Raw genomic sequence first — 24,843 nt, 5'->3', positions numbered from 1 at the left:
TTCATCATAGTGGCTCATGGCAATTGATGCAACTCTTGCGTGGTGTTTTTAATTGCTACAATGGCTCGCGCAGCCACCACCAAGCTTCATTAGCCACTGCCGCGTGTTGTAAGCTCGCAAGTTTATCGGGCGCAACCAGCCAATCTTCGAAGGCAGCTCGGCTACAGAGCAACGCGGCTCCCGCTGGCAGGCCGCGTTGTTCAAGCAGCTTCAGCACGTGCTCTAAACCATGCGCGCTCAATTCGGGCACGTCCCCAGCTGCATAGGCATCGAAGGTCGTCACATAGGCGATTTGGCCATTATGCAATTCAGCAATCAGGCCAATCGCCAATTGCTCAGCATCAAACACGCATAGCGCAAGACCAGCCTCTGAGCCAAGCTGGGTGATAAATTGCTCGATCCCAGCATAGGTCCAATAGTTCCAATGGCATGCCGGCGGCGGCACGGTTACATAGCCTTGGCCATCGCCCCACAACAGCGAATACACCAGATGATAGTAGGCAGGCATACTTAGGCCGCGTTGTTCCGGCTGTTGCGCTTGGCGAGCAACGTCGGCCAAATGTTGCTTGCTGATGACATGCACCCGATCCCAACGGCCTTCACTGGCCAATTCTTCGGCCAAGGCTTGGGGCGTGGTTGCCAGCTGGCCCGTAATTTCACGCTGAATCTGATTGTTGCTATCGACCGCGCGCAAAATCTGTTGACCATCGTGGAGCACATAGAGGCCGTGTTCGCCAGGCCGTGCTGCTTGGAAATATTTGCCAACTTCGATAAAGCGGCCAATATTGCGCCATGTGATCGGATCAAGGTCCAACACCTGCCAAAAACGATCAATCATGCTGCACCTCAACAATTGCAATCGTATAGGCTGCTAGGCTAAGTGGGTGCTGTAGTTGCAATTCAGCGCCTTCAAATGCGCCCCAAACGCTGGTTAAGCGCACTGGCTGAGCAAAATCCAAGCTTGAGTTGATTGCTTCGGCGGTCGGATTGGCAACAAACAACATCTCGCGACCTTGGTAGCAATGACTGGTAACCGCCAGCTGTTGATGCTGTGGACGCACGGGCAAACCAGCAGCTAGCTCAGCGCAAAACGGGCCTAATTCGGCATGACTAAGCAAGCCCAAATGGCCAGCACCCAAGGCAACTTGACGCTTGCCCGCCAATTGATCAGCCAAGATCGTACAAGGCGCAAAATATTCATCAAGGGTTGGCAAGGTTGGGCCAAGCCAGACGGTCGCTCCAGCTTCGGCAGCCTGCAACAAGCGTTGTTGATCGGCGTTGCTCATCCAATCGACGCTTTGGGCAAACACCACTTTATAGTCGGCAATGCGGGCGCTACGCAAATGGCTATCGCTCAAATCGTAATCGATATGATTGATTTCAAGCGTGCGTCGCAACGAGCCATACCAACTTTGAGGATCAAAATCGTCGCTTTCAGCTTCGAGATCGCTGCTAAAACCCAAATCTAATTCGACCCGATTGAGCGCAGGCGGCAGCCCCAACAGATCAACATGACCATAGTGCAAGGTCGAGGTTGCTGCTCGGTAGCGACCAAGATCATAGCTCATCAGCACCAACGCCTCTGGCTTGCGCTGAAAGTTCCACCATTGCTGCTGCTGCAAAAAGCCCATCAAACGCTCGAAGAATTGCGCATACTCTGGTCGATAATCGCCATGGCGGGTAATTGGGCATGCCAACCAACGATCGCGCTCGACCAACATATAAAAATTAAAGGCTTTGACTCCATACATGAGTGCCGCCAAGCTCACAAACTCGGTTTCGGCTGGCATTGGAGTCATGGCGTGGTGAATCCACAGGCCGCTGCCAAACTCAGGGATAAACGGCAGACGGGTCGTGCCAGCCATATAGCGCACCAAGGTTGTCGCACCATCAAAGCCTTGCGGTTGGCGATAATAATTAATCCCTACCCAATCGACATGGCCGTTGGCTTCCATGGCGTTAATATCGAGCGGCGTGCGATATTGAAAGGCAACATCGTGGAATAACGGCACATCAACCACGCCGCGCTCGCGCAGCATGTCGGCCATGGTGGCGACAATCCAATTAACATGCACTTCTTTGTAGCGTACCCAATCGAGGTGGGCAATCAAGTCGGGGCGGCTGGCGATGTCGGCATCGCGGGGCGCAACCACCGCCTCAAAGCTGGCATAGTTGGTGGCGTAGGCGTGATTCAATTCCTCGATTGCGCCATATTGCTCAGCCAACATTGCTTGATACAAGGCCAACGCCGAGGGACTATAATCGGTGGCGTAGGCTTGCTCATGAAACATATAGCAAGTTTCATTATCGCTTTGCACCGCCACAATTGGCCCATGCGGCGCAAGTTGCGGCACAATCACTTGGCACATGTGGTCGAACCACACGCCAACTGCCGCCACATATTCAGGGCTGGTATACGATGGCACGGGAAATTGATGCGGCGGATGCAAGCCCGCTGCCAAGCTAAAATGCAACGTATCGAGCGCAGTGCGTGCCTGCATCGCTGGATCGTCCAAGATCCATTTGGGAAAGCCAAAGTCGGTCAGTTCGGCGTTGATCAACGGGCCTGGCCGTACAATCAGCCATATCTCGCGTTCATGGCATAGCCGAATAAAGGCCGCCAAATCCTTGCGCGGATCGACTTGGCCCCAATCGTATTCGCCGGGAGCGGTTTCATGCACGCCCCAAGGAATATAGGTTTCGACCATTGAAAAACCAAGCGCTTTGGCTTGGTCGAGAATGTATTCCCAGCGGTCGCGCTCTAAGCGCCAATAGTGGATAGTGCCGGAATAGACCGGCACCTCCTGCCCATTGACTGCGAGACCATTGGCAGTTAGCGTGACGCTCATGCCGCAGTTCCTCCGTTACCCTCACCGTACAAATGGCAACGAACCCAGTGATTTGGCGCAATCGTCTGCACGTCGGGCATAACCTTGCGACAAACATCCATAACTTGGGGGCAACGCGCCGCAAACGGGCAACCAGGCGGCGGGTCGATCAACGAAGGTGGCTCACCACGGGCCACAACTTCGCGCTGCCCAAGCGCAACTTCAGGGTTCGGCACCGCTGAAAGCAAGAGTTTGGTATAAGGATGGGCCGGATTGCCGATCAATTCATCGCTATCGGCACCTTCCATCATCTGGCCCGCATACAATACCATAATCCGGTCGGCAAAATAGCGAGCGCTGGCAATATCGTGGGTAATGTAGAGGTAGCCAATCCCAATTTCTTTTTTGAGCTTGGCCATTAGGTTCAGCACGCCAATCCGAATCGAAACATCGAGCATCGAGATTGGCTCGTCGGCCAGCACAATTTCGGGATCGACCGCCAAAGCGCGAGCAATTGCCACCCGCTGACGTTGGCCGCCAGAAAGCTCATGAGGATATTTGTTGGCAATATCTGCTGGTGGATTGAGGCCCACCGTCGCCAACAACTCGTGCACCCGCGGCAACAAATCGCTGCGCCGCTCAACTTTATGGTGAATCTGCAACGGGCGCATAATGTGGTGGGCAACCGAGTGCGTTGGGTTCATCGAGCCAAACGGATCTTGGAAAATCATCTGCACGCCGCTACGGTAGCTCAGCGAAGCACCGCGTTTTTCGGTTTGCAAGACATTTTGGCCACGAAAGAAAATCTCGCCTCTGGTTGGCTCCATCAAGCGGGCAATTAAGCGGGCGGTTGTGCTTTTGCCGCTGCCCGATTCGCCCACGACCGCCAAGACCTCGCCACGGCGAATTGCAAACGACACATCAGTTAAGGCATGCACATGTTTGCTGCGAAACATGCCGCCAACCGGAAAGTGTTTGGTCAAATTGCGCACTTCGAGCACCACAGGGTCGGGAGATTCGGCTAATTGCCACTGCTCAGCAGTTAACACAGTTTTGGTCATGACGCACCTCAATACAAGTGACAAGCCACAAAATGGCCTGGTTCAACTTCGCGTAGGCTTGGCTGTTGCAGTGGACATGGGGCAAAGGCCTTGGAACAGCGTGGGTGAAAGCGGCAACCGCTTGGTGGTTCGAGCATGTTTGGCGGCGAGCCAGGAATCCCAGTCAAGGTTTCTTTGGGACCAACCAAGGCGGGGAACGAGGCCATCAAGCCTTGGGTATAGGGATGCAGCGGCTTGTTGAAAAGCTCATGAGCATTAGTCGTTTCGACAATCTCACCAGCGTACATCACGCCGATGCGGTCGGAAAACTCGACCATCAGCGATAAGTCGTGGGTGATAAACAAAATCGAGAAACCAAGCTCTTTTTTGAGATACTCGATTTGCTGCATAATATCTTTTTGCACCACCACATCGAGCGCGGTGGTTGGCTCGTCCATAATCATTAATTGAGGTTTGAGCGCCAGCGCAACCGCAATCACCACCCGTTGGCGCATACCTCCGGAAAGCTGATGCGGATAATCATCAACCCGATTGCGATCAATCCCCACAATGTCGAGCAATTCGGCAGCCCGATCTTTGGCTTGTTGCTTAGTGGTTTTGGGCTGATGGCGCTGAATCACATCGGCAATTTGTTCGCCAACGGTCAAAACGGGGTTGAGGGCATTCATGGCGCTTTGAAACACCATCGAAACATCACGCCAACGGAAGGCTTCGAGGCCATCCATATCCATTTCGAGCACATCGTCGCCATCGAACAGCACATTGCCGCCAGTAATCACCGCGGGCGAGTGCAAAATACGCATAATCGCGTGGGCGATGGTCGACTTACCGCTGCCCGATTCGCCAGCGAGGCCAAACACTTCACCTTGGCCGATGCTGAACGAAACGTGCGAAACCGCTTGAACAGGCCCGCGCAAGGTCTGGTATTCGACCGAAAGATCCTGAACATCGAGCAACGGCTCTGCCGTACTACTTGCGGACGACTGGGGTGACAAGGACGTTGGCACGGTTGCGCTTGCCATGAGTAGTCTCCTTTTCGGCACGTAAGCGAGGGTTGGTAATTTCGTCGAGGGCATAGTTGAGCATGGTCAAGGCAAAGGCACACAAGGCAATACAAATGCCGACTGGAACGAATGTCCACCACGCGCCAGTCAAAATGCCGGCGTTATTTTGCGCCCAGTAGAGCATCGTGCCCCAGCTGGTAGTGCCAACATCGGTCAAGCCAAGGAAGGCCAAACCAACATCAGCGCCAATCGCATAGACCGTCGAACCAACCATGCTGCCAACAAACACCGAGGACATATTTGGCAAGACTTCGCTAAACAAAATTCGCGGTGTGCGTTCGCCGCTCACGACTGAGGCCGCGATAAAATCTTTGGCCCGCAGCGAAAGCACTTGCGAACGCATCACGCGGGCAGGCCAGGCCCAGCCAGTGAGCGTCAAAACCATCACCACTGTCACCGGCCCCGGTTTGAGAAAGGCCGCTAGAATAACCAGCAACGGCATGCCCGGGATAATCAGCATCACATTGGTCAACAACGACAGCAGATCATCAACCCAGCCACCAAGATAGCCAGCTGTGAGACCGATAATTGTGCCCACAATTGTTGAGGCGATGCCAACGCTGAGGCCAACGCTGAGCGATAAGCGTGCACCCCAAATTAGCTGGCGAAAGACATCTTGGCCTTGGCCAGTGGTGCCAAGCAAGAAGGTTTTGCCCCCAGGGGCGGGCTTATCGGCGACCCACGCCGGAGCTAAGTGGGCACGACTTTCCATCTTCTTGGGGTTGCCTGGAGCAATCCATGGAGCCAGTAAAGCCACCAGAATAAAGAAAAACAGAATGCTTACGCCAAGCATGGCTTTGCGATTGCGCACAAAGGCACGCAATAAGGGCCAGCGAGCGAGCCAAGGCCGAGCGATTTTGGTTGGTTCGCTTGATTTTGAAACCAAGGTTTTTTCAGGGGTTGCTTGCATGGCACTACTCCTAACGTCGAGTGCGTGGGTCGAGCCACACATACAAAATGTCAACCAAGAAATTGGCTCCAAGCACCGCAAAGGTAATCATCAAAAACAAGCCCTGCATCAATGGATAATCCAAGTTGCGCACTGCTTGCAACAGCAAATAGCCCAAGCCTGGATAGGCAAAGATGATTTCGGTCAGCAAGGAGCCGCTGAGCACAAAGCCAAGCGCCATCCCAAACGAAGTAACGTTGGGCAACAAGGCGTTGCGGGCTGCATAACTAAACATGATTCGTTTTTGCGATAAACCTTTGGCCTGCGCCATGGTGATGTAATCCTCGGAGAGAATCCCGACCATCGTGTTGCGCATGCCAAGCATCCAACCGCCAATCGAAGCCAGCACAATACAGCTCGCTGGCAAAATCATGTGCGTAACTACGCTTTTTATAAAGGTGAGGCTGCCCCAATTGACCGATAGCGCATCACTATAGGCGTGGCGTAAGGGGAACCAGCCTGCTTGAAAGGCAAGGAAATACAGCGCAAGCATCGCTAAAAAGAAGTAGGGGAATGCGCCGATGAAGGTCAATAGTGGTGGAGCAACTGAATCGAGGATGCCGTTGCGCCGCCAAGCGCCGATAATCCCCAACACATTACCGAAGAAAAAGCTAATCACGGTGGCTAAACCAGCCAGCAAAATCGTCCACATAAAGCCAGTGGCAATCACAGTTGTAACTGGTGCCGGAAAGAAGTTGATTGAGATGCCGAACTCTCCGCGACTCAAACTCTTCAAATAGGTGAAATATTGTTCGAGCAAAGGGGCATCGCTTAGGCCATAAGCTTTGCGCAGCGAATCGATTTCTTCAGGGCGGAGTTTGCCTTGAAAACGGGCGAAGATGGCAGAGGCTGGGTCACCAGGCATAAGCCGTGGCAGGTAGAAATTGACGGTAAGCGAGACCCAAGCCGCGACCGCGTAAAAGCCCAGCCGTCGCAACAAGAAACGCATGGTTCTTCCTTTCAGGGTTTCGCGCCTGGGTCGGGTTGGTGCTGGAGCCATAATGGCTCCAGCACACGACCAAACCAGACACTGCTTATTTTGGTTTGATGTTGGTCAAGAGGATCAAGCGGTCGGGTTGGGCGAACGATGAAAGCAAGACATATGGGTTTTCGGCGGTTGGGAAGTTGGTAAAGCGTTTGGTATTGTACTCGCCCCAGTAGATGTTTGGCATAATTGGAATAGCTGGAGCTTCTTGAACGAAGATCATCTGAATTTCGTTCATGATTTTCTTTTGTTCGGCTGGGTCTGAGGTTTTGACAAATTGTGAATACAATTCATCGACCTTTGGATTGCCATAGCGGTGCCAGTTGTCGCCGTTGGCTTCGCCAATGGGGGTATCGGCGGTTTCGCCCGACATCAAGCCACGATAGAATTGCAATGGCGTTGGGGCATTGTTGCTCCAGCCAATCGACATATCAAACTCGCCCTTTTGGACTTTATCGAACCAAGCGCTAAAGTCGTAGGTGCGGGTGGTGGCGTTGATGCCAATTTCCTTCAAGCTTTCAGCAATGATTTGGTCGGCGGTTACCCAGTCGGTCCAGCCTGAAACCACGTTGATGTCGTAGGTCATTGGTTTGCCATCTGGCAACACGCGGATGCCATCAGCACCACGGGTCAAGCCGGCTTCATCCAACATTTTGTTGGCTTTTTCAACATCGAATTTGACCCAATCGCCAGCAGCAACAGCTTCAGGGTTTTTCCAAGCAGCAAATGAATCGGGCAAACCGGTTGCATCTGATGGTGAGTTATAGCTGTAGGTAGCAATTTCGGTAATTTGTTGGCGATCAAAGCCCATGCTGATCGCTTTGCGCACGTTAGGGTCGTTGAATGGAGCCTTGGTGGTGTTCAACAACAACATTACTGGCGCATTGACTGGTGGGAACCAGTAGTGATTGTTTTCTGGATCTTTGGCGACATAGGTGTTTTCAACATCAGGAATGAAGTTGCTAGCCAAGTCGTTTTCGCCATTGATCGTTGCCAAGTTGGCAGCGTCGTTGCTTGGGTAGGCTGGTTGGCGAATGCCATCGATGTAGGGCTTGCCAGCTTGCCAGTAGTTTGGATTCTTGCCAAGTTCCCAAATTTGGTCTTGGAAGCGGACGATTTCGGTGAAGGGGCCACTGGCCACAGGAGTTTCGTTGGTGAAGGTCACTGGATCAGCGATCTTGCTCCAAATATGTTCTGGCACAATCATTTGATGGCCAATATCATACATGGCGATGGTTGAAACTTCTTTGAACTTCACGACAACTTTGTTGCCATCGGCGGTAACCGTATCGATGAAACGCATTGCAGCGCGGCCATTGCCTTGCAGCTTTTCGTTATCTTTCATCAAGTTGAGGGTGTAGGCAACGTCTTTTGAAGTCAAAGCTTCGCCGTCTGACCATTTTACGCCATCGCGGATGGTGAAGGTCAACTCGGTGTTATCGCTATTCCAAGCCCATTCCGTGGCGAGCCATGGCTCAATTTTGCCGGTTGCAATGTTGTAAATAAACATTGGCTCGTAGATCCCGGCGGCGGTTGGCCAACGGTTATCGCTGGCAAATGGGTTGAAGTTGCGCACCCAAGTTGATTGTTGTTGATCAGAAACCGTCAAAAATACTTTGCCATCGCTGCTCGTGGAACCGGTATCTGTGGTTGCCGCAGCAGTTGGTTCGGCGGTTGCATCGGTGCTGCCGGTGGCAGGAGCTTCTGTTGCAGTAGCGGCTGGAGCGGTTGTGCTTTGTCCTTGAGTTGCTTGTGGCGTGAGGGTTGACGCATCACCACATGCGGCCAACATGCTGGTAAAGATAATAACCAGCATCATCAACGCAGGAAACCGTAGCTTCATGGTGGATACCCTTTCTGTATGCGATAGATCGTTCTATCCACACACCCGCGCTGGTCGGTGGGCCCTACTTTCCAGGCGGGCGACAACTTTGTCGCGTTACACGTTCCGAGGAACGTCGCACGATTGGCGAATGATCAAGGTGGTTGGCAAAATGCTACGCTCAATCGGTTGCTCAGGATTATTCATCCGCACGAGCAACATTCGAACAGCTTCGCGCCCTAGTTGTTCTAATGGCTGGGCGACCGTCGTCAGTGGCGGTGCTACCTGCGAGGCTTGCGCAATGTTGTCAAAGCCAATCACCGAGATGTCACTTGGAATCCGTAATCCGGCATCGCGAACTGCTTCCATCACCCCAAAGGCCATGACATCGTTCGAGGCAAAAATTGCTGTTGGCGGTTCTGGTAGACGCAACAAGCTTTGCGCTCCACTATAGCCTCCTGGTTGATAGAACGTCCCCTCATAAACCAATTGCGGATCGACAGGCAAGCCATGGTCACGCAAGGCCGCTTGATAGCCACTCAGGCGATCTTGCGAGCTGAGCATGTCCATCATGCCTGTGATAAAGCCAATCCGTCGATGACCAAGCTCAATCAGGTAGCGCGTGGCATCGTAGCCACCTTGCCAATTCGTCGTAATTACAACTGGCGTGCGCTCATCAAGCCCTTGATGATCGATCAGGACATAGGGAAACTGGGTTTGATCAAGGGTTTCCAAGTAGGCTTCGAGGTTTTCTGGCAAAACCAACAGCAGCCCATCGGTCATCCCTTGGATCAAATTGTTGACGTAAATCCGTTCTTTGATTTTGCGGCGATGGGTGGTATAGAGCATCAAATTGTATTGTGCTGCACTGAGTGCATCATCAATGCCTTTGACGATTTCGCCCATATAGCTTGAGCCAAGATCACGCACCAACAACCCAACTGCATATGAACGCCCGCCAGCCAGACTTCTGGCCTGCTGGTTGACGACATAGCCCAAGCTTGTAATCGCTTTCAACACACGTTCACGGGTATCCGATTTAACATATTCTTTGTTGTTGACGACCCGCGAAACTGTTGCATACGATACCCCAGCCTCACGCGCCACATCCATAATCGTGGTGCTGCTGAGGCCATTGCCATTACTACGGCGGCTCCGGGGTGTTTTGAGGGTTTGGGTTGCTTGGTCGAGTTTCTTGCTCATTGCGTTGTGCGCCTTTGCATCTGCGAACCAGATTGTGATTGTAAGCACTTACAGAAATGTTGTGGGGTTTTGCACCTAGAGAGGCTTGTTTGGGTTTTTATTTATGCAAACGCTTACAGAAAAAGATTGTAAACGATGGGCTGAACTTCGTCAAGTGGCGAGAAAATGTCGCTATGTAGTTAGGGATCAGAGGTCGGGGGCTGGGGATCGGGAATTGGCTACAGGCTATGGGCTATGGGCTATCGGGAATTGGATTGGCAACCATGTCCCCTCACCCCCCAGCCCCCTCTCCCACTGGACGTGGGCGAGGGGGAGCACTCAGATTCACCACGCAGTGCGACAGAACCACGCGATGGAAGCCCCTCGCCCGCCACGTGGGAGAGGGGTTGTTAACCTGATGTACCAGTACAGCTATGGGCTATCGGAAGATTGTTCGTGCAATTTGGGCAATTCGTGGCTAAAAACTTAACCTTCGTGCTCTTCGTGCTCTTCGCGGTTTCATTCTTCGTGAATCAATTGCTTGGGCAGTATGTTCTATGCTCTATGCTCTCTGTTCTATGTTCTACACTTGGCCAAATCCGTCCGCTGATTGGCACGATTAAGCCTTGTAGCCACCATCGCTGCCAGCTATGCTTATGGCCAGATCGTTGTTATAAACCAATTTGAAGGTTCAACATGACAGAGATTAGCAGGCCAATTTATGTGTTGCTGTTGCCAGCAGTACAATTGCTCGATTGCGCGGGGCCAAGCCAAGTGTTTTATGAAGCAAGCTTGCAAGGCGCAGGCTATCAATTACAGTTTTGTGGTATAGATTCTAGCGTCGTGAGTGCCCAAGGTTTAGTGCTACAAACCCAATCGGGCTTAGTTGAATTACAGTCTGAGGCCACGATTTTAATTCCAGGAGTACAACTTGATGCCTATGCAAACCAAGCACAGCCAATCGATCCAGCCATCATTCAGTGGCTGCAAACTGCGGCGGCACTTGGCTGTCGAATCGCGGCAATTTGTAGCGGCGCATTTGTGCTGGGCGAGGCTGGGCTGCTCGATCAGCGCGCATGTACCACCCATTGGTCTGCAATTGAATTATTACAACAGCGCTACCCCAAAGCCCATGTTCGTGCCAATGTGTTATACCTTCAAGCTGGGCAAATTATCACTAGCGCAGGCATTAGCACAGGGATTGATTTGGCACTTGCGCTGGTTGAGCAAGATTATGGCTCATTAATCGTCGCCAAAATTGCCCGTCAATTAGTGCTGTATTTGCGGCGCAGCGGCCAACAAGCCCAGCACAGCATCTATTTGCAATATCGCAATCATCTGCATCTTGGGGTGCATCGTGCCCAAGATTATTTGGCCGAGCATGTTAGCAAAGCTATTAGCCTCGAACAGCTGGCTGACATTGCCAAACTCAGCGTGCGTTCACTGAATCGAGCGTTTCGCGCAAGCATTGGTCTAACCCCGATTGGCTATCAGCAACAACTGCGGCTCGAACTTGCTGCGACCTTACTCAATAATCCAGCCTGGAGCATTGAGCAGGTTGCGCAACAAGTAGGCTTTAGTGATGCACGTCATTTTCGGCGGCTTTGGCAGCGCAATTTTGGCACAACGCCCACGCAACATCGCCATCATCAGGAGCCAGTTTCATGTTAAAACATCTTTTGCGCAGTGTGAGCTACCTACTGCTCGCCTGCCTGCCATTAACCCTTGCCGCTAGCGTTGGTAGCTATTACTCAATGCAAATTGCCATGAGTATGCGCAACAATAATCCCAACATTCAAATGCAACCAAATCATCACGATGCCCAAAAACCTACCGCGCTGATCGTGCTAGGCAATACGGTCAGCGAAATTACCGATGTGCTCGCCCCGTATGCCTTATTAGCCAAAACTGGCCTGTACAATCTGTATATTGTCGCTGAAACGACGAGCGTACGTAGCGTGAGCGGTGGGCTGGATGTGCTGCCTGATCACTCGTTTGCTAGCGTAGCGGCGCTGCTTGATCAACCGCCAGCGCTGATTATCGTGCCAGCAATTACCGATATTCAAGCGCGCGAAAATCAGCCAGTTTTGGCATGGCTACGCCAACAACTCCAGCCAGCCAGCATTTTAATGGCATGGTGCACCGGAGCTGAAGTTCTAGCCGAAAGTGGCTTGCTCGATGGCTTGCCTGCCACGGCGCATTGGGCCGATCTTGCTCGGTTGGCGCAGCGTTATCCACAGGTGCAATGGCAAGATAATCAACGTTATGTCGATACAAATCAGCAGATCATCACTACCGCTGGGTTAACCTCAGGGATTGATGCAACCCTCTATTTTTTGCAAAAAACCCATGGTTCAGCAGTGCGCCAAAACCTTACTCAAGCAATTAATTATGCAGATCAGCGTTATCTTGCAAGCGCTACCATGCAAGCCTATCGCATCGCACCAAGCGATAGCGTGTATCTGCTAAATGCAGCATTCTATTGGCCTAAAAAAACCATGGGCGTTTGGCTTGAGCAGGGAATTGACGAGCTAGCGCTAGCGGCGTTTTTTGATGTCTATACTGGTTCGTGGGTCTATGATTTTCGCACAATTGCTGCTGAGCCAAGCATTCGTTCAGCCCATGGCGTGCAATTGATTCCACGTTACCAGGCTGAAGCAACGCCTACAATCGATAGTTTGCTCGGCTTTGGGGCAAATCAACCAGCCAAAACATGGGCGCAACAGCATAACATCGGCTATGAACGCATCGATTTGGCCCAAAATAGCAATTATTTTGGCTTGGCACTTGGCCGATTTGCGACAGATCAAGATCAAGCAAGTGCGCAATTTGCCGCCAAACGCATGGAATATCGCCAGCCATTAGCCTTGCAGGGCGCAAGTTGGCCGTGGCGAACCCTAGGATGGATAGGATTGTGGTTTGGGGTTGGCTTGGGTGCGTGCTACGGACGGTGGCGGATCAGCAAGCGCAAATCCGCCACCACGAAAACTTAATTAGGCTAGAACTTCCAATGGTTGCACTGCATTGGCCTTGACCACGCGGCTATACCAGTGGGCGCTGGCCTTGGGAATCCGTTCTTGGGTTTCGTAATTGACCCAAACCACGCCGAAGCGTTGGCTATAGCCCTTGGCCCATTCAAAGTTATCCATCAATGACCAAACGAAGTAGCCAGCCAAGGGCACGCCAGCGGCGATTGCATCGGAGCAAACGCTCAGGTGATCGTGCAAATACTGAGTACGGCGGGTATCGTTGACTTCGCCATTAGCATCGGGGCCATCGTTGTAGCTAGCACCATTTTCAGTCACATAGATTTTGCCTGGGTTGTAGGCAAATGCCAAGCGCTTGAGCAAATCGCCTAAGCCTTGAGGATAAACTTCCCAGCCAATATCGGTGTATTCCGAATCGAGTTTGGGCGCAGTGCCAGTTTTGGGATCGTGAAGCACAGCGCGGCTGTAATAGTTTACGCCCAAGAAATCGGTGGTTGCAGCCATCGCCTTGTAATCGCCATCTTGGACGAAATCGAGGCCATTGGGCAAATAGCCAAGCTCAGTGTAATCGCGCACCATATCGGCGGGATATTCGCGGCCATACACTGGGTCGAGGAACCAACGATTGAAGAAGCCATCGAAATGGCGGGTGGCATTCAGATCTTCGGTGCTACGTGAAGCAGGCATGGCTGGCGTAAAGTTGAGGGTAATGCCAACGCTGGCTTGGGGAACGTTGCGCCGAATCACATCGACAGCCCAGCCGTGGGAAAGCAACAAGTGGTGGCTGGCCTTGAGGCCGTCGTTCCAATTTTTGCGGCCTGGAGCGTGCTCGCCATTTTGGTAGCCAAGCAAGCCAGCGCACCATGGCTCGTTATGGGTAATCCAATCTTTGACAGTATCGCCCAACGCGCGGCTAACCGCATCGGCATATTCAACAAAGGCTTCAGCAGTGGCTCGCACTGGCCAGCCGCCTTGATCTTCGAGAATTTGGGGCAAATCCCAGTGATAGAGCGTTACAAATGGCCGAATATTATGTTGCAACAGTTCATCAACCAAGCGTCGATAGAAATCCAAGCCTGCCTGATTGATCGCGCCGCGTCCGTTTGGCAAGACGCGCGGCCAAGCCACCGAAAAACGATAGGCTTGCAAGCCCAAACGCGCCATCAACGCCACGTCATCACGATAGCGATTGTAATGATCGCAGGCAATATCACCGTTTGATTGGTCAAGAATAGCGCCAGGTTGTTTGCAAAAACGATCCCAAATTGATTCGCTACGGCCATCGGCAAACGCAGCGCCCTCAATTTGATACGACGATGTAGCGGAACCCCAGAGGAAATCGGAAGGAAAAGCACGCTGAGTCATGCCGGAGTACTCCTTACAGACATGCAGTGTCTGCATACTCTAGCCGCATTGCCCCACGCCCGCTATTGTACGGTAGGTTGCGACGCTTGGCAATGGGCTTTTTTGCTTGATTTCGCTTAAAACCATGTTTGGAACCGGTTTCAGAGCGTATCTTAGCAGATTCAGCCTATTTTCACAACAATCGCATGAGCAAGATGATTAAATCATGCTAGCACCTATGTGAATATGTTTTATTGGCGAACAAACTGTTTGAAGCAAAGATTTTGTGTTGAGCGCAATCGTTTTTGTTGCTCACATTCTTGCTAATCAATTGTCAATTCAACGATTGCTTGTGCTTATACTCTCGCAAATAGTTTCGCAGCGCGGTGGTTTCTGCACTGCTGATCCCTGACCCCCAATAACTGATCCCTAATCATCGTTTCGCCACCCTTCCGTCCCGCCGCCGGCGGGAGACGCAGGGAGTTTTCAGCCCCCTGCACCCCCAAATGTTTCTTCGTGGATTATTCTTACGCTGCTTGTACGCCAAACGTTGTGCTATCGACGCTTCGCGATCTTCGCGGTTGCACAGATCCCAATCCCCAAATGTTTCTTCGTGGACTGTTCTTCCGCTAGCTGCACGCCAAAATTGATGCTATTAGTGCTTCGCGTTCTTCGCGATCTTCGCGGTTGCGTAACTCCCGATCCCTGACCCCTAGCCCCTGACCCCCATTTACCGCGCTTGATAAAAATCGCAAATCTCGGTGAGTGGGCAGCGCTCGCAGGCTGGGCGTTGGGCATGACAAATTTGACGGCCATGCAGCAAAACACTGACATGAAACTGATACATTTGATCGTCTGGCACAACTGCTTCCAACAAATCATGTGCTGCATCTGCCGAAACTTTGGGGCCGATCATGCCAATGCGTTTGGCCACGCGATGAATATGGGTATCAACAATCATGGCTGGCTGATTGCAGGCAAAACAAAGCACGCAGCCAGCAGTTTTGGGGCCGATGCCGGGCAAGGCAGTCAACCAAGCTCGCGCCTCGTGGAGGCTCAAATCGCGCAAAAAATCGAGGCTAAATTCGCCGCGTTGCTCTAAAATGACAGCCAAGGTATTTTGAATGCGGGCTGCTTTGATTTTGGCCAAGCCGCCAACCCGAATCGTTTCTTCGAGCTCGCTTGCTTCGGCATTGAGCACTGAGGCCCAGCTTGGATAGCGCCCTTTGAGTTCGCGAAAAGCCCGCCCGCTATTACGATCAGAGGTATTTTGCGAAAGAATCGTCAAAACCAATTCATCAAGCGGATCGCGTTGGCTGTGCAGCACCCGTGGTCCAAAGCGTTCGCGCAAAATCTGCAACGTTTGCAGCACTTTCTCGGGATTAACCATTTCTATTCCTTCTGGGTTGCAATTGGCCGCAAAGCCGAGCGGCGCATCACCATTTAATAACGATGAATCAGCATGGAGCTTAATCATTATATCGTGTTTGTATAGCAAACTTTACTGCAAAAAAATTATTTCACATCGCAAATGATTAATTTGAATCGCGCATAGTTCATTGTAAGCGGTTCCATGCTATGATGAGATGTGCCGCAGGCAACAACACAAGGAGCAGAATTGGCATGACAACCAAACGACCAGGATTTAGTGTGTGTGTGTTCTGTGGTTCGCGCAATGGAGCGCAACCCGACTATAGCAATGCTGCTAGGGAACTTGGAATCGCTACCGCGCAACGCGGGTTCGGTTTAGTCTATGGTGGTTCTTCAAATGGCTTGATGGGTATCTTGGCGAATAGCGCGCTGGAAGCTGGCGGCTATGTCGAGGGCATTATTCCCGATGGCCTGTTTTTGAAAGAAGTTGCCCACCCCCGTTTATCGCAACGCTTTGTTGTGCGCAGTATGCACGAACGCAAAGCAATGATGGCCGAACGCTCAAACGCCTTTATCGCGCTTCCCGGTGGTTTAGGCACGTTCGAGGAATTATTTGAGATTTTAACCTGGGCCCAGCTTGGCATTCATGCCAAACCAATTGTGGTCTGGAATGTCAAAGGCTATTACGACCCGCTGCTGACCTTTATCGAAGCGGCGGTCAGTCAAGGCTTTGTAGCTCCAGAACATCGGCGCTTTATCTCAATTCGCACAACGCTTGATGAAGTGCTCCACGATGTGACCAATTTCAAAGCGCCAACCAGCATTGCCAAATGGCTCGAACGCGATGAATTGTAAACCTAGCGCGCAATTCCCCCACGCTGCTTAAAAATGCAACCAGGGGCCGGAATAAGCAAGCATTCCAGCCCCCAGTCAGGTTTTTTATAGTGATGGCCTCGCCCGCAAACGAGCAAGAGTAATCAGCGCAATTAGCGATTAACCATAATTACCGGAGCATAGATCGTCGTGTTAATCGCCCACTTGTAGACACTACCCGAACAGAAATCGGTCGATTTTGTGCCAGTACCGTTATCGTCGGTGGCAACCCGCAGGGTTGCGCTCAATGGGGCATTGGCCCAGGTATAGTTGAGCGTACGCGAAGCCCCAACCGCCAACGGCTGCTCGAGCACAAAGCTTTGCAAGACCGTATTGCCATGATACAGGGTCAATGGCATACCTGCCGGAATTGCCACGTTCCCACTTGCATTCTCCAAAATAATGCTAATCTGGGTGTTTTGTTGAACGATCCGCACCAAGAGTCCATTATCGCGACACATGGCATACAACACCACTTCATCACAACCTTGGCCTTGGTTATCGTCAGTCACACAAACCTTGGTGGCATATTTGCCAATGGTGGCATAGGTATGGTCTGCGCTAGCAGCTGTCACTTGGGCAGCCAGCGGCAGCGTATCAATCACCCCATCGCCCCAATCAATGCTGGCGGTCTTGGTATCGTTGGCAAATGGATCGCTCAAGGCCAAATCAAGGGTAAATTGCTCGTTATAGATTTGGAATTGATCAGGGCCAGCAGCAACCATTGGCGCAACATTGCGCACAATCACCGTGCCATTCAGAATCGTTTCGCCGCCATCATCATCAAGAATCTTGACCGCAACTGGACGAGTCGTGGTTCCATCAATCGAGCGTGCATCAAAGCGCGTAATTGCCGTGTTCGAATCGTCAAACGCCCCATCGTTATCCAAATCCCAAGCGACGCTCAATGGATCGTAGCTGGTTCCAGCATCGTCGATCATCACTGCGAGCACGCCAAACTCGCCTTCGTTGACAACCATGGTGTTGGTAAACAGCCCAGTTGGAGCTAGATTCGCCACGCTGAGATTGGCACTCGTGGCTGTTACAGCGCTCGCTTCATCGGCCAAGGCGGTTGCTTGAATGCTGATTGGCGTGCCAGCGTCGTCTTCAGGATAGAGAATGCCAATCGTTGCGGTCAAACTTGCGCCAGGTGCAAGCATCAATTGCTCAGGCAGATCCAACACATTGCCAATCCGCAGCTCAATAATATCGGCTTCAGCAGGCAAATCAAGTTCGATTTGCAAATTATTGGCGGTAGCTGAGCCTTGGTTGATGATGGTCACCAGATACTCAACGGCTTCGCCTTCGTTGATTGCGCTGCGATTTGGCGTAATCGTGACGGCTAAATCAGCAGCAGCTGCAACCTCAGCGAAGGTGTAAACGGCGTTATTGTTCAAATCCTCATCATACGAATCGCTATCAACAGCGACCAAGGTTTCAAGATATTCCCGTTGATCAGGATTAATCTTGAGCGTCACCGCAACCGTTGCGACCTGACCAACTGTCAAACTTCCCAACTGACAACTGACCAATTCAGCTTCTTGAATACAGCCAACACTGGCATTATGCAAGCTCGTACCTGCTGGCAGATAGAATTCTAAGACCGTTTCGGCGGCAACCGATGGCCCAGGATTGGTAATTGTCGCGGTAAGGGTGGCCAATTCGCCAGCATTCACCACGTCTGCATAGTCAACCGTCAAATCGAGATCCGATAAGCGTTCGACCGTAAAGGCCACTTCGCCACGATTATCAATCGCAGAGGTTTCGCTAATTGTCGTATCGTTGACCAACAACTCACTGGTATGCGAGATCAAGGTGCCTTCAGCAACATCGGGCTTGACCTGCCAAGTCAGCGTTTTGGCGCTATTTTGGCTGCCAGCGTCAATATCGCCAAGGCTACAACTCAAGCTTGTTGTTGAACCATTTGTCGCCACGCCACAACCATCAGCGCCAGCAAGCGTCACCAATGTATTATTCAGCATGCGATCAGTTACGATGACATCACGCGCTGGATTAAGGCTAATATTCTTCGGTGCAAGGATGTAGCTATAGCTTTCGCCTGCAACCACATAGCCTTCGGCCAAACCCTCGTAGCCCATCGCCACATCAGTAGTCAGGTCGTTGGCTTGCACCGTAACATACAATGGAATCGTTTGGGTATAGCCAGCGCTCGCCGCATGCACCAAGACTTCGTAGCTACCAGGAGCAGTATCAATCAATGGGCTTAGTTGCAGATTGACCAATTGCCCAACCTCAGCAGTAGCACTCGACAAGCTGGCAAAGAACAATGGCTGATCGGATTTCTCTTCAATAGTAAGTTCAATTGGCTGATTCCAATCATTGCCATCGACCGTCAAAACATAGGGCGCGCCAACTTCATGCGGTCGAGCCGCTTGATTCTCAACTGCTTCGACATAGAAGCCAGTTACTGCAAGATTAAGGGTTTTGGTGTAGGCATGTTCATTATCAAAAGCCAATAAGGTAATTGGATAATCGCCATATTCAAGATCAAGCGTATCGGTCAGAATCAAGCGCGTTTTTTCACCTGGCATAAAGCTTGAGCGGGTGAATGACCAATCAACGCCAACTGGCATATCTACGACATCAACGAAAATCTCATCACGTTCGCTAAATTGATAGGTTGCATCAATTTCAACGCTGGTGCTGTTGAAATTCGTCAGGGTCAGGTTATCGACACTGGTGCGCAGGCTAAAGTCTGGTTCGCGCACCGTCACTGGAATGTTGAGATAGCGCTCGCTGCCATTCGACAAGGCCACCAAAGTCACGGTGTAAGTCCCGCCGAGCAAACTAGCGGCTGGGGTTAAGACCACGCTCGATTGAACTCCGGCCAAGGTTGGTGTCAGAATTGGCGTGTTAATTTGGGCCGCAAAGCCTTCAGGCAATTCGGCAATTTCCAAAAACACTTGCTCTGGATAAGGATTGACACTCGAAGCAATCGTCAAATTGGTTGTGCCTGCCACGCCAGCATCCAAGGTTAATCCACTTGGATTGGCACTGATGCTGAATGGCGCAACCAATGGCGTTGCCGCAGCAAAGCTCGACTCCGACGTGCGGCCCGTGCCTGAATCGTAGCCAACGATCATCACATCGTAGGCCTTACCACCAGTTAAGCCCGTCACGATTTGCGTGTCAGCATCGCCAACATCAATAATTGAGAGATCCTCATCAAACTGATCATTTTGGCTACGGACATGAATTTCATAGCCATCAATATCAGGGTTTGGATGCGGCTCCCAAGCAATATCCAAGCTACCATAGCCTGGCGTAATCACGGTGGTGCTCGTCCAGGTTGGCTGCAATTCGTGCAACACGCTCACTGTGTTGGGGAAATATTGGCGGCTTGGTGGATTTTGGCCGTCGTTGACTTCGAGCCACAGGTTGTAAACGCCACTCTTGAGCGAGGAAAGATCAAGCGTTTCGCTGGCGTTTTGGACACCTTCGGCGTAATCGAAGCTTGCCAACGGATAGCCACCAAACTTCGTTACTGTCCCAACATCAACCGTAATCGTCTCGGTGGCCATAATGCCATCGGCGCGCAAGAAGTTATTGGTTTTGGTATAGCTCGCCGTATCGGTAATCGTATCTTGGCTAGCGTAAATCGTTGCGGTTGCGGTGTAAGGCGTGCTTTGCATCCAGGCCAAATCAACAAGATTATTGCTGTCGTTCTGGTTGCTAACAGCCAACTTTTCAATTGGCGGGCCATAGACCGTGCCGCTGACATTGATAATAAAATCGAAAGCTGGTGCACGTTGCAAGACCAATTTCCACTGGCCAAGCTCAGCATTGGTCACATTCAGGCTGGTTTGGATCATTGGCGGTGATGTGAGATCTGGTGCTTGGGTGATTGGGTCGCGAATATCGCGTGGATCAACAAACACTTCGTTAAAGGTCACGTTGCCAGAAGGATTGCTGCCGGTAATGCGCAAGCCATCAGGCCGCACCAAACTAACCTGCAAATCGCTATCGCTGACTGAGCGCAACATACTCAACATCAAATCGCCAGGCCGAGTCATTTCGACCGTGCTAATGATAATTTCTTGATTGTTGAAGCTGTAATCGTTGAACAAAGCTGCATCTTCAGCACTTAGGCTCGCTCGATTGAGTTGCTGTTTGGCGTTCAAATCGTGCAAATAGCGAGCGCGGCGCAGCGATGGAGCATCGATCAAACGATAATCATCGACATTGCCAACACTAAATCGGCCATTGGTATCAACGTAAATTCCATAGTTGGCTCCGGCAATATTGACGCTGGCTTTGAAGCCCCACGTATCGCCATTGCCGCGCTTGAACTTGCCAAACTCCATGCCAGCGCCAATAAAGAAATCGTCGCTGGGGATACGCAAACACACTTCGCGGGTGCGGAATGGCAGCCAAACCCGCCAACAGCTATCGACCAAGGCCCCACGTTTAACCCCAACCTCACCATAGATTCGCCCAACCAAGTTGAATGCGCCATCTTTCGTCCAGGCAGTCAGTTTCATATTGCCACGGGCAATCACGGCGTTAATATTCATTTCGGCGGTAAACAAGAAGGGCACTGCGCCATCGGTAAAGCGCATTTTGGCACTCGCACGAGCTGCTTCAAACATCGAGAAAATCTTCATCGATGCGCCGATGCCAATCTCGAATTTGTAAGGGTTTTTGACATATTCCATAGACATATTGCCATCGGCTGTGACGGCACGGAAGCTGCCAATCCCCATTTTGCTTTCGATTGTGGCCTTCATTTCGATTTTGGTCACATTGCTGGTCAGGGTTACCGTTCCCTCAATCCGCGTTAGATCAAAGCCACTTGTCCCCAAGGGAATCGTACACTTGAGCACGACACCAACTTTGCGCAATTGGAAGGCATTAATCGCATCTGCTGAAGCAGGCACAATCCGCATTGCCACGGTTTGATTGCTGCCAGCAAAAATCTCGACGCTCACGCCTAAGCCGCTACAGCCAGCGCCACTTGCATTGGGCAGCTTCAACTCACCACCAGCAGCGATGATCCAGCCATTGCCTTCCTTTTTGAGCGTGCCTTCGAGGCTCAGCGACATATCGCCAACTTTAATTTCTGGCAATTTGAACGAGCCACCGCCAATCGAAAAGCCTTCTTTGGAAATCTCAATATTATAGACCGAGACCGATAAACCGCCCCATTCCTTGGGTATCGCAAATGTGGCTTCGCGAGCTTTAACCGTGCCGTTTTCGATGCTCGCTTCTTTGATCGCCAGCTTCATGCCTGCAATCGTCAACTCGAAGCTATCGACGCTGCCAGTCACTTTGCCATCTTTATCGATCTGGACCATCCCTTCGGCTTCGGCAGTTTGCGAGGCGAGGGTGATTGAAACTTTGCCAGCAAAGACAAAGCTATACGATTTATCTTGCTTGAAATCTAGCCCAAGTGTGCCCGAAATTGTGACTGAATTGGTTGGGCTTGGTTCGCCATTTTCTTTGCCGATCGTAAATTTGACCGGAATTTTGACCGCCGCATCGCCAAATGAAAGCCCATTCTCGTCAATCACCACTTTGGTGAGAATAATTTTGGTGCTGCCAAGAAACGCTGGCAAGGTCAGGCTGGCTGAATTGGTCGAAAAGCGTTGGGTATTGAATTCAACATTTTTCAATTCGAGCTTCGAACTTGCCACGGTTAGGGTTAATTCCTTGAGTTTGCCAGAGAATTTGCCCTTTTTATCCCATTTCGCGCTAAATTTGGTTTCCATTTCGCTGCTCTTGATCAGCACTTTGAGCGTGCCTTCAAGCTCAAGTTCCATGGCCGGGTCGGTAATGGGATTGGTTACGACAAACTTAACTTTATTTTTGGTAAAGCGAATGCTCTCGCCAAGCCCAAAATCCGGCAAATCGCTGGCAATAGCACCTTCGCCAATCGCAAAGCCATTTTTGGTGATTGAAACCTTCTTGACTGTGATGGTTAATTTCTTATCTTCTTTTTTCTTATCGCCCTCTTTGGGTGCTCCAGCCGAGGCATTTGGCTCTTGCTTCTTCTCCGAGGGGAAGGTAATGGTAAAGCTAGCTTCATCGACCTTCAAGCCCGAATTACTAATCACCACATCTTTCATCTCGAGATCATGGCCGGCAATTTTAAGCTCAAGTTTTTTGATTGTGCCTTTGACGTTGCCTTGCCAATCGATTTTGAGTTCAACCGGAATTTTGCGATCGTTACTGGCGACGTGTAAATCAAGCGTACTATCAATCTGGAGGCTAAAGCCATCCTTGCTATCGTACATGATCGTGGCGGAGTTTTTGATAAAGGCAATTGCTGGAGTATACGCTCCGGTTTGGCTCAGCGCAGCTGTTTGAGCCAAAAGACTGGTTGAACTCAGTGGATTGGTGCTCGTCGTCGGTTTACCCAAGGGGTAAATATTGGGCAAGGGAATTTTCACCCCAACCCCGCCAAAGGTAATTGATTTTGAGGTTACTTCGATCTGCGCGACAATGCCAGTTAGCTCACCAAGCTGCTTGGGCATGGTTAACAGCGCTTGCTTGACTTTAATTTTATCGCCGCTGAAGGTCGCATCTTTTACTTTGACCTTCAAGCCAGCAAAGAACATTTCAAACTCGTCGATTTTGGCTTCGCCCTTGCCACCTGGCTTAATCAGCCCTGTCAAGCGCAAGGTATTCTGCTTCACCGTGCCCGAAACAGGATTTGTGCCAGTAAGAATGCCGCTGGTAGTAATTTTGGTGGTTGGGGTTAATTTCGATGTCGTACTAATGCCAGGCAACGAGACCTTGAGTTCGGTCATAAAGCCAGCTTCACCAGACAGAATCGCCACATCGCTAATCACGGCGCTGCCTAAAAGTTGGAAGCCAGCCAAATGCTTAATCGTTGGGGTAATTGTGGGGCTTGGCGTGATAAATGGCTTGTCTTTGCTCACATCAATTTCAAAATCGCCCTTGAACAAGGGAAAATTTTCTTCAATTTGCGAGACACTGCCATAGGTTGTTACGATCGTTGGCGTTCCAACCGCATCCCATTTGATTTTATCGTCTGGCCCGAGGCGCAGGTGATAGGTATATTTGCCATTCTTTTTAAAGCCAATTTCGACCGCGCCTGAAGCCTCAGTCTCGCCAAAAAACGTTGTAAATTCTTCAGCCGCAATCACAATCTTGCCAACCTCTTGTTGGGTTCGCTTGGTTGAGGTAACAGCTGTAGTCACTTTAATCGAGGCTGGTTTGGTATCAGGGTTGATAATTAATGAATCTTTGACTGTCAGAGTGCTGGTTAAAATGCCATTGCCCTGCATTTTTACCGGAATTTCATAGGTTTTGGTTTGATTAACATTCAAATTGCCAACCGTACAGATCACCTGATCAACATCTTTGAGCAGACAACCATTGACTGGCGCTTGAAAAATACCATTTGCTGGCAAACGCTGGGTCATTTCAACCGCTGAGGCAGCTTGACCACCAGTATTGCTAATCGTCACCGTGTAGGTGATCAGCTCATCAAAACTGGTTGCTAAAGGAGCAGTCGCGGTAATTGCCAACTTGGCATATGGCGTTTGAACTGGATTATTGATCGCCACTTGGGGTTGAATCTGCAACTCGCTAAAATCGGCTTCTGCCTGTTGGCTTGGCAAGCTGGCCAAAAATTGGGTCATTGCTGGGCTGCTTAGCCCAACCGAGCGGGCTTTCGGTCGAGCTGGGCTACTTGGCAAGACTGGCATCAATACCGTTTCCGCCGGATCAAGTGCTGGCTCGACAACAGCAAGTGCTGGAGTTTCAGTGCGGGGCGAGTTTGCAACGGCGGCTGGCATCTGCGCATTCGCAAGGGCATCGAATTCTTGGGCAAAGGCCTGCGGGTTAGTATCAGGGCGGGCAGTCATCTGCCAGGTTGCGCCAATCGCCGCTTGATTATTTTCCCATAAATAGGCATCAGCTTGCAGCGCTGAGCTGACTGCTGGATCATTAATACTTGGGTGCATTGGCAAGCCCAGGGCCACCCGATTAAGATAATAGCTAATTTGCTCCTCGATCGCTTTATCACCAGCGACTTCGGGCAAGGTGCCATTAAACACATCTTGGACAGCCAATAAGGCAGCTTCTTGAAATAAATCAGGATCAGTAGCGGCAACGCGTTGCAAGTAGGGATCGAGCGCTTCGGTTTTGCCACGAATCAAGCCAGTTGCTTGGGCTTGGGCGGGCGAGGCGGCAGCAGGGTTGGGAGCTGCAGACGATGTTTGGGGATGGACTACCAATTGAAGGCCCAACAATAGGATTAAGCTCAGGCGAACCGCCCGGGCAAACCGACTGGTTTCACGAATCATACAAGCTCCCTTATTAATACCACCAAGCCTACAATTGAACCCAAACAAGGCCCTGAAAAAAGGCGCACTGAAATAGCCAGCAG

The 24,843-nt window shown here is 51.1% G+C and carries 14 protein-coding genes; 3 read left to right on the top strand and 11 right to left on the bottom strand.

What is annotated here, in order from left to right; genetic code table 11:
• Positions 1-55: 55 nt before the first annotated feature.
• From ACFMKP_RS07695 to ACFMKP_RS07660, 8 genes are all read right to left on the bottom strand, one after another.
• Positions 56-838, bottom strand: a complete 783-nt coding sequence (locus ACFMKP_RS07695; RefSeq protein WP_382290570.1) for a hypothetical protein — start codon at positions 836-838, stop codon at positions 56-58.
• Positions 831-2,849, bottom strand: coding sequence for a beta-galactosidase (locus ACFMKP_RS07690; protein ID WP_382290567.1), 2,019 nt, complete (start codon positions 2,847-2,849; stop codon positions 831-833). The genes ACFMKP_RS07695 and ACFMKP_RS07690 overlap by 8 nt, the downstream gene beginning before the upstream one ends.
• The gene (locus ACFMKP_RS07685) at positions 2,846-3,889 is read right to left on the bottom strand and encodes an ABC transporter ATP-binding protein (RefSeq protein ID WP_382290565.1); all 1,044 of its coding nucleotides are present in this window, start codon (positions 3,887-3,889) and stop codon (positions 2,846-2,848) included. The genes ACFMKP_RS07690 and ACFMKP_RS07685 overlap by 4 nt, the downstream gene beginning before the upstream one ends.
• 8 nt (positions 3,890-3,897) lie before the next feature.
• Positions 3,898-4,911, bottom strand: coding sequence for an ABC transporter ATP-binding protein (locus ACFMKP_RS07680; protein ID WP_382290563.1), 1,014 nt, complete (start codon positions 4,909-4,911; stop codon positions 3,898-3,900).
• On the bottom strand, positions 4,859-5,863 hold the full coding sequence (locus ACFMKP_RS07675) for an ABC transporter permease (protein ID WP_382290561.1): 1,005 nt from the start codon (positions 5,861-5,863) through the stop codon (positions 4,859-4,861). The genes ACFMKP_RS07680 and ACFMKP_RS07675 overlap by 53 nt, the downstream gene beginning before the upstream one ends.
• Before the next feature lie 10 nt (positions 5,864-5,873).
• Positions 5,874-6,851, bottom strand: a complete 978-nt coding sequence (locus ACFMKP_RS07670) for an ABC transporter permease (RefSeq protein WP_204757562.1) — start codon at positions 6,849-6,851, stop codon at positions 5,874-5,876.
• 85 nt (positions 6,852-6,936) lie between these two features.
• Positions 6,937-8,730 (bottom strand): ABC transporter substrate-binding protein, encoded by a 1,794-nt coding sequence (locus ACFMKP_RS07665; RefSeq protein ID WP_382290558.1) that lies wholly within the window; start codon positions 8,728-8,730, stop codon positions 6,937-6,939.
• 96 nt (positions 8,731-8,826) lie between these two features.
• Entirely contained in the window at positions 8,827-9,912 is a 1,086-nt protein-coding gene (locus ACFMKP_RS07660) for a LacI family DNA-binding transcriptional regulator (RefSeq protein WP_204757564.1), read from the bottom strand.
• Between the two features lie 675 nt (positions 9,913-10,587).
• On the opposite strand from ACFMKP_RS07660, the gene ACFMKP_RS07655 reads away from it, so the two are divergent.
• On the top strand, positions 10,588-11,562 hold the full coding sequence (locus ACFMKP_RS07655) for a GlxA family transcriptional regulator (RefSeq protein WP_382290555.1): 975 nt from the start codon (positions 10,588-10,590) through the stop codon (positions 11,560-11,562).
• Positions 11,556-12,884 (top strand): DJ-1/PfpI family protein, encoded by a 1,329-nt coding sequence (locus ACFMKP_RS07650; protein ID WP_382290553.1) that lies wholly within the window; start codon positions 11,556-11,558, stop codon positions 12,882-12,884. Before ACFMKP_RS07655 ends, ACFMKP_RS07650 begins: the two co-directional genes overlap by 7 nt.
• Here the strand turns inward: ACFMKP_RS07650 and ACFMKP_RS07645 are convergent, their stop codons facing one another.
• Both ACFMKP_RS07645 and nth read right to left on the bottom strand, forming a co-directional pair.
• Positions 12,885-14,243, bottom strand: a complete 1,359-nt coding sequence (locus ACFMKP_RS07645) for a GH1 family beta-glucosidase (RefSeq protein ID WP_382290551.1) — start codon at positions 14,241-14,243, stop codon at positions 12,885-12,887.
• Between the two features lie 709 nt (positions 14,244-14,952).
• Complete coding sequence (gene nth, locus ACFMKP_RS07640; RefSeq protein WP_382290548.1) at positions 14,953-15,699, bottom strand: endonuclease III domain-containing protein; 747 nt, start codon at positions 15,697-15,699, stop codon at positions 14,953-14,955.
• A 146-nt stretch (positions 15,700-15,845) separates the two neighbouring features.
• On the opposite strand from nth, the gene ACFMKP_RS07635 reads away from it, so the two are divergent.
• On the top strand, positions 15,846-16,448 hold the full coding sequence (locus tag ACFMKP_RS07635; RefSeq protein WP_382290546.1) for a TIGR00730 family Rossman fold protein: 603 nt from the start codon (positions 15,846-15,848) through the stop codon (positions 16,446-16,448).
• 131 nt (positions 16,449-16,579) lie between these two features.
• Here ACFMKP_RS07635 and ACFMKP_RS07630 read toward each other — a convergent pair whose 3' ends face one another.
• Positions 16,580-24,760, bottom strand: coding sequence for a PKD domain-containing protein (locus ACFMKP_RS07630; RefSeq protein ID WP_382290544.1), 8,181 nt, complete (start codon positions 24,758-24,760; stop codon positions 16,580-16,582).
• Positions 24,761-24,843: the final 83 nt, after the last annotated feature.

This window comes from Herpetosiphon sp. NSE202 (assembly GCF_042688385.1).
Classification (GTDB): Bacteria; Chloroflexota; Chloroflexia; order Chloroflexales; family Herpetosiphonaceae; genus Herpetosiphon.
The sequence above is the reverse complement of the archived record's forward strand: the minus strand, read 5'-3'. Positions and strand labels throughout refer to the sequence as shown.

Bases quoted from the DNA above. Each gene is read 5' to 3' on its own strand.
- ACFMKP_RS07695 (WP_382290570.1), bottom strand. From the start codon at position 838: ATGATTGATCGTTTTTGGCAGGTGTTGGACCTTGATCCGATCACATGG.
- ACFMKP_RS07690 (WP_382290567.1), bottom strand. From the start codon at position 2,849: ATGAGCGTCACGCTAACTGCCAATGGTCTCGCAGTCAATGGGCAGGAG.
- ACFMKP_RS07685 (WP_382290565.1), bottom strand. From the start codon at position 3,889: ATGACCAAAACTGTGTTAACTGCTGAGCAGTGGCAATTAGCCGAATCT.
- ACFMKP_RS07680 (WP_382290563.1), bottom strand. From the start codon at position 4,911: ATGGCAAGCGCAACCGTGCCAACGTCCTTGTCACCCCAGTCGTCCGCA.
- ACFMKP_RS07675 (WP_382290561.1), bottom strand. From the start codon at position 5,863: ATGCAAGCAACCCCTGAAAAAACCTTGGTTTCAAAATCAAGCGAACCA.
- ACFMKP_RS07670 (WP_204757562.1), bottom strand. From the start codon at position 6,851: ATGCGTTTCTTGTTGCGACGGCTGGGCTTTTACGCGGTCGCGGCTTGG.
- ACFMKP_RS07665 (WP_382290558.1), bottom strand. From the start codon at position 8,730: ATGAAGCTACGGTTTCCTGCGTTGATGATGCTGGTTATTATCTTTACC.
- ACFMKP_RS07660 (WP_204757564.1), bottom strand. From the start codon at position 9,912: ATGAGCAAGAAACTCGACCAAGCAACCCAAACCCTCAAAACACCCCGG.
- ACFMKP_RS07655 (WP_382290555.1), top strand. From the start codon at position 10,588: ATGACAGAGATTAGCAGGCCAATTTATGTGTTGCTGTTGCCAGCAGTA.
- ACFMKP_RS07650 (WP_382290553.1), top strand. From the start codon at position 11,556: ATGTTAAAACATCTTTTGCGCAGTGTGAGCTACCTACTGCTCGCCTGC.
- ACFMKP_RS07645 (WP_382290551.1), bottom strand. From the start codon at position 14,243: ATGACTCAGCGTGCTTTTCCTTCCGATTTCCTCTGGGGTTCCGCTACA.
- nth (WP_382290548.1), bottom strand. From the start codon at position 15,699: ATGATTAAGCTCCATGCTGATTCATCGTTATTAAATGGTGATGCGCCG.
- ACFMKP_RS07635 (WP_382290546.1), top strand. From the start codon at position 15,846: ATGACAACCAAACGACCAGGATTTAGTGTGTGTGTGTTCTGTGGTTCG.
- ACFMKP_RS07630 (WP_382290544.1), bottom strand. From the start codon at position 24,760: ATGATTCGTGAAACCAGTCGGTTTGCCCGGGCGGTTCGCCTGAGCTTA.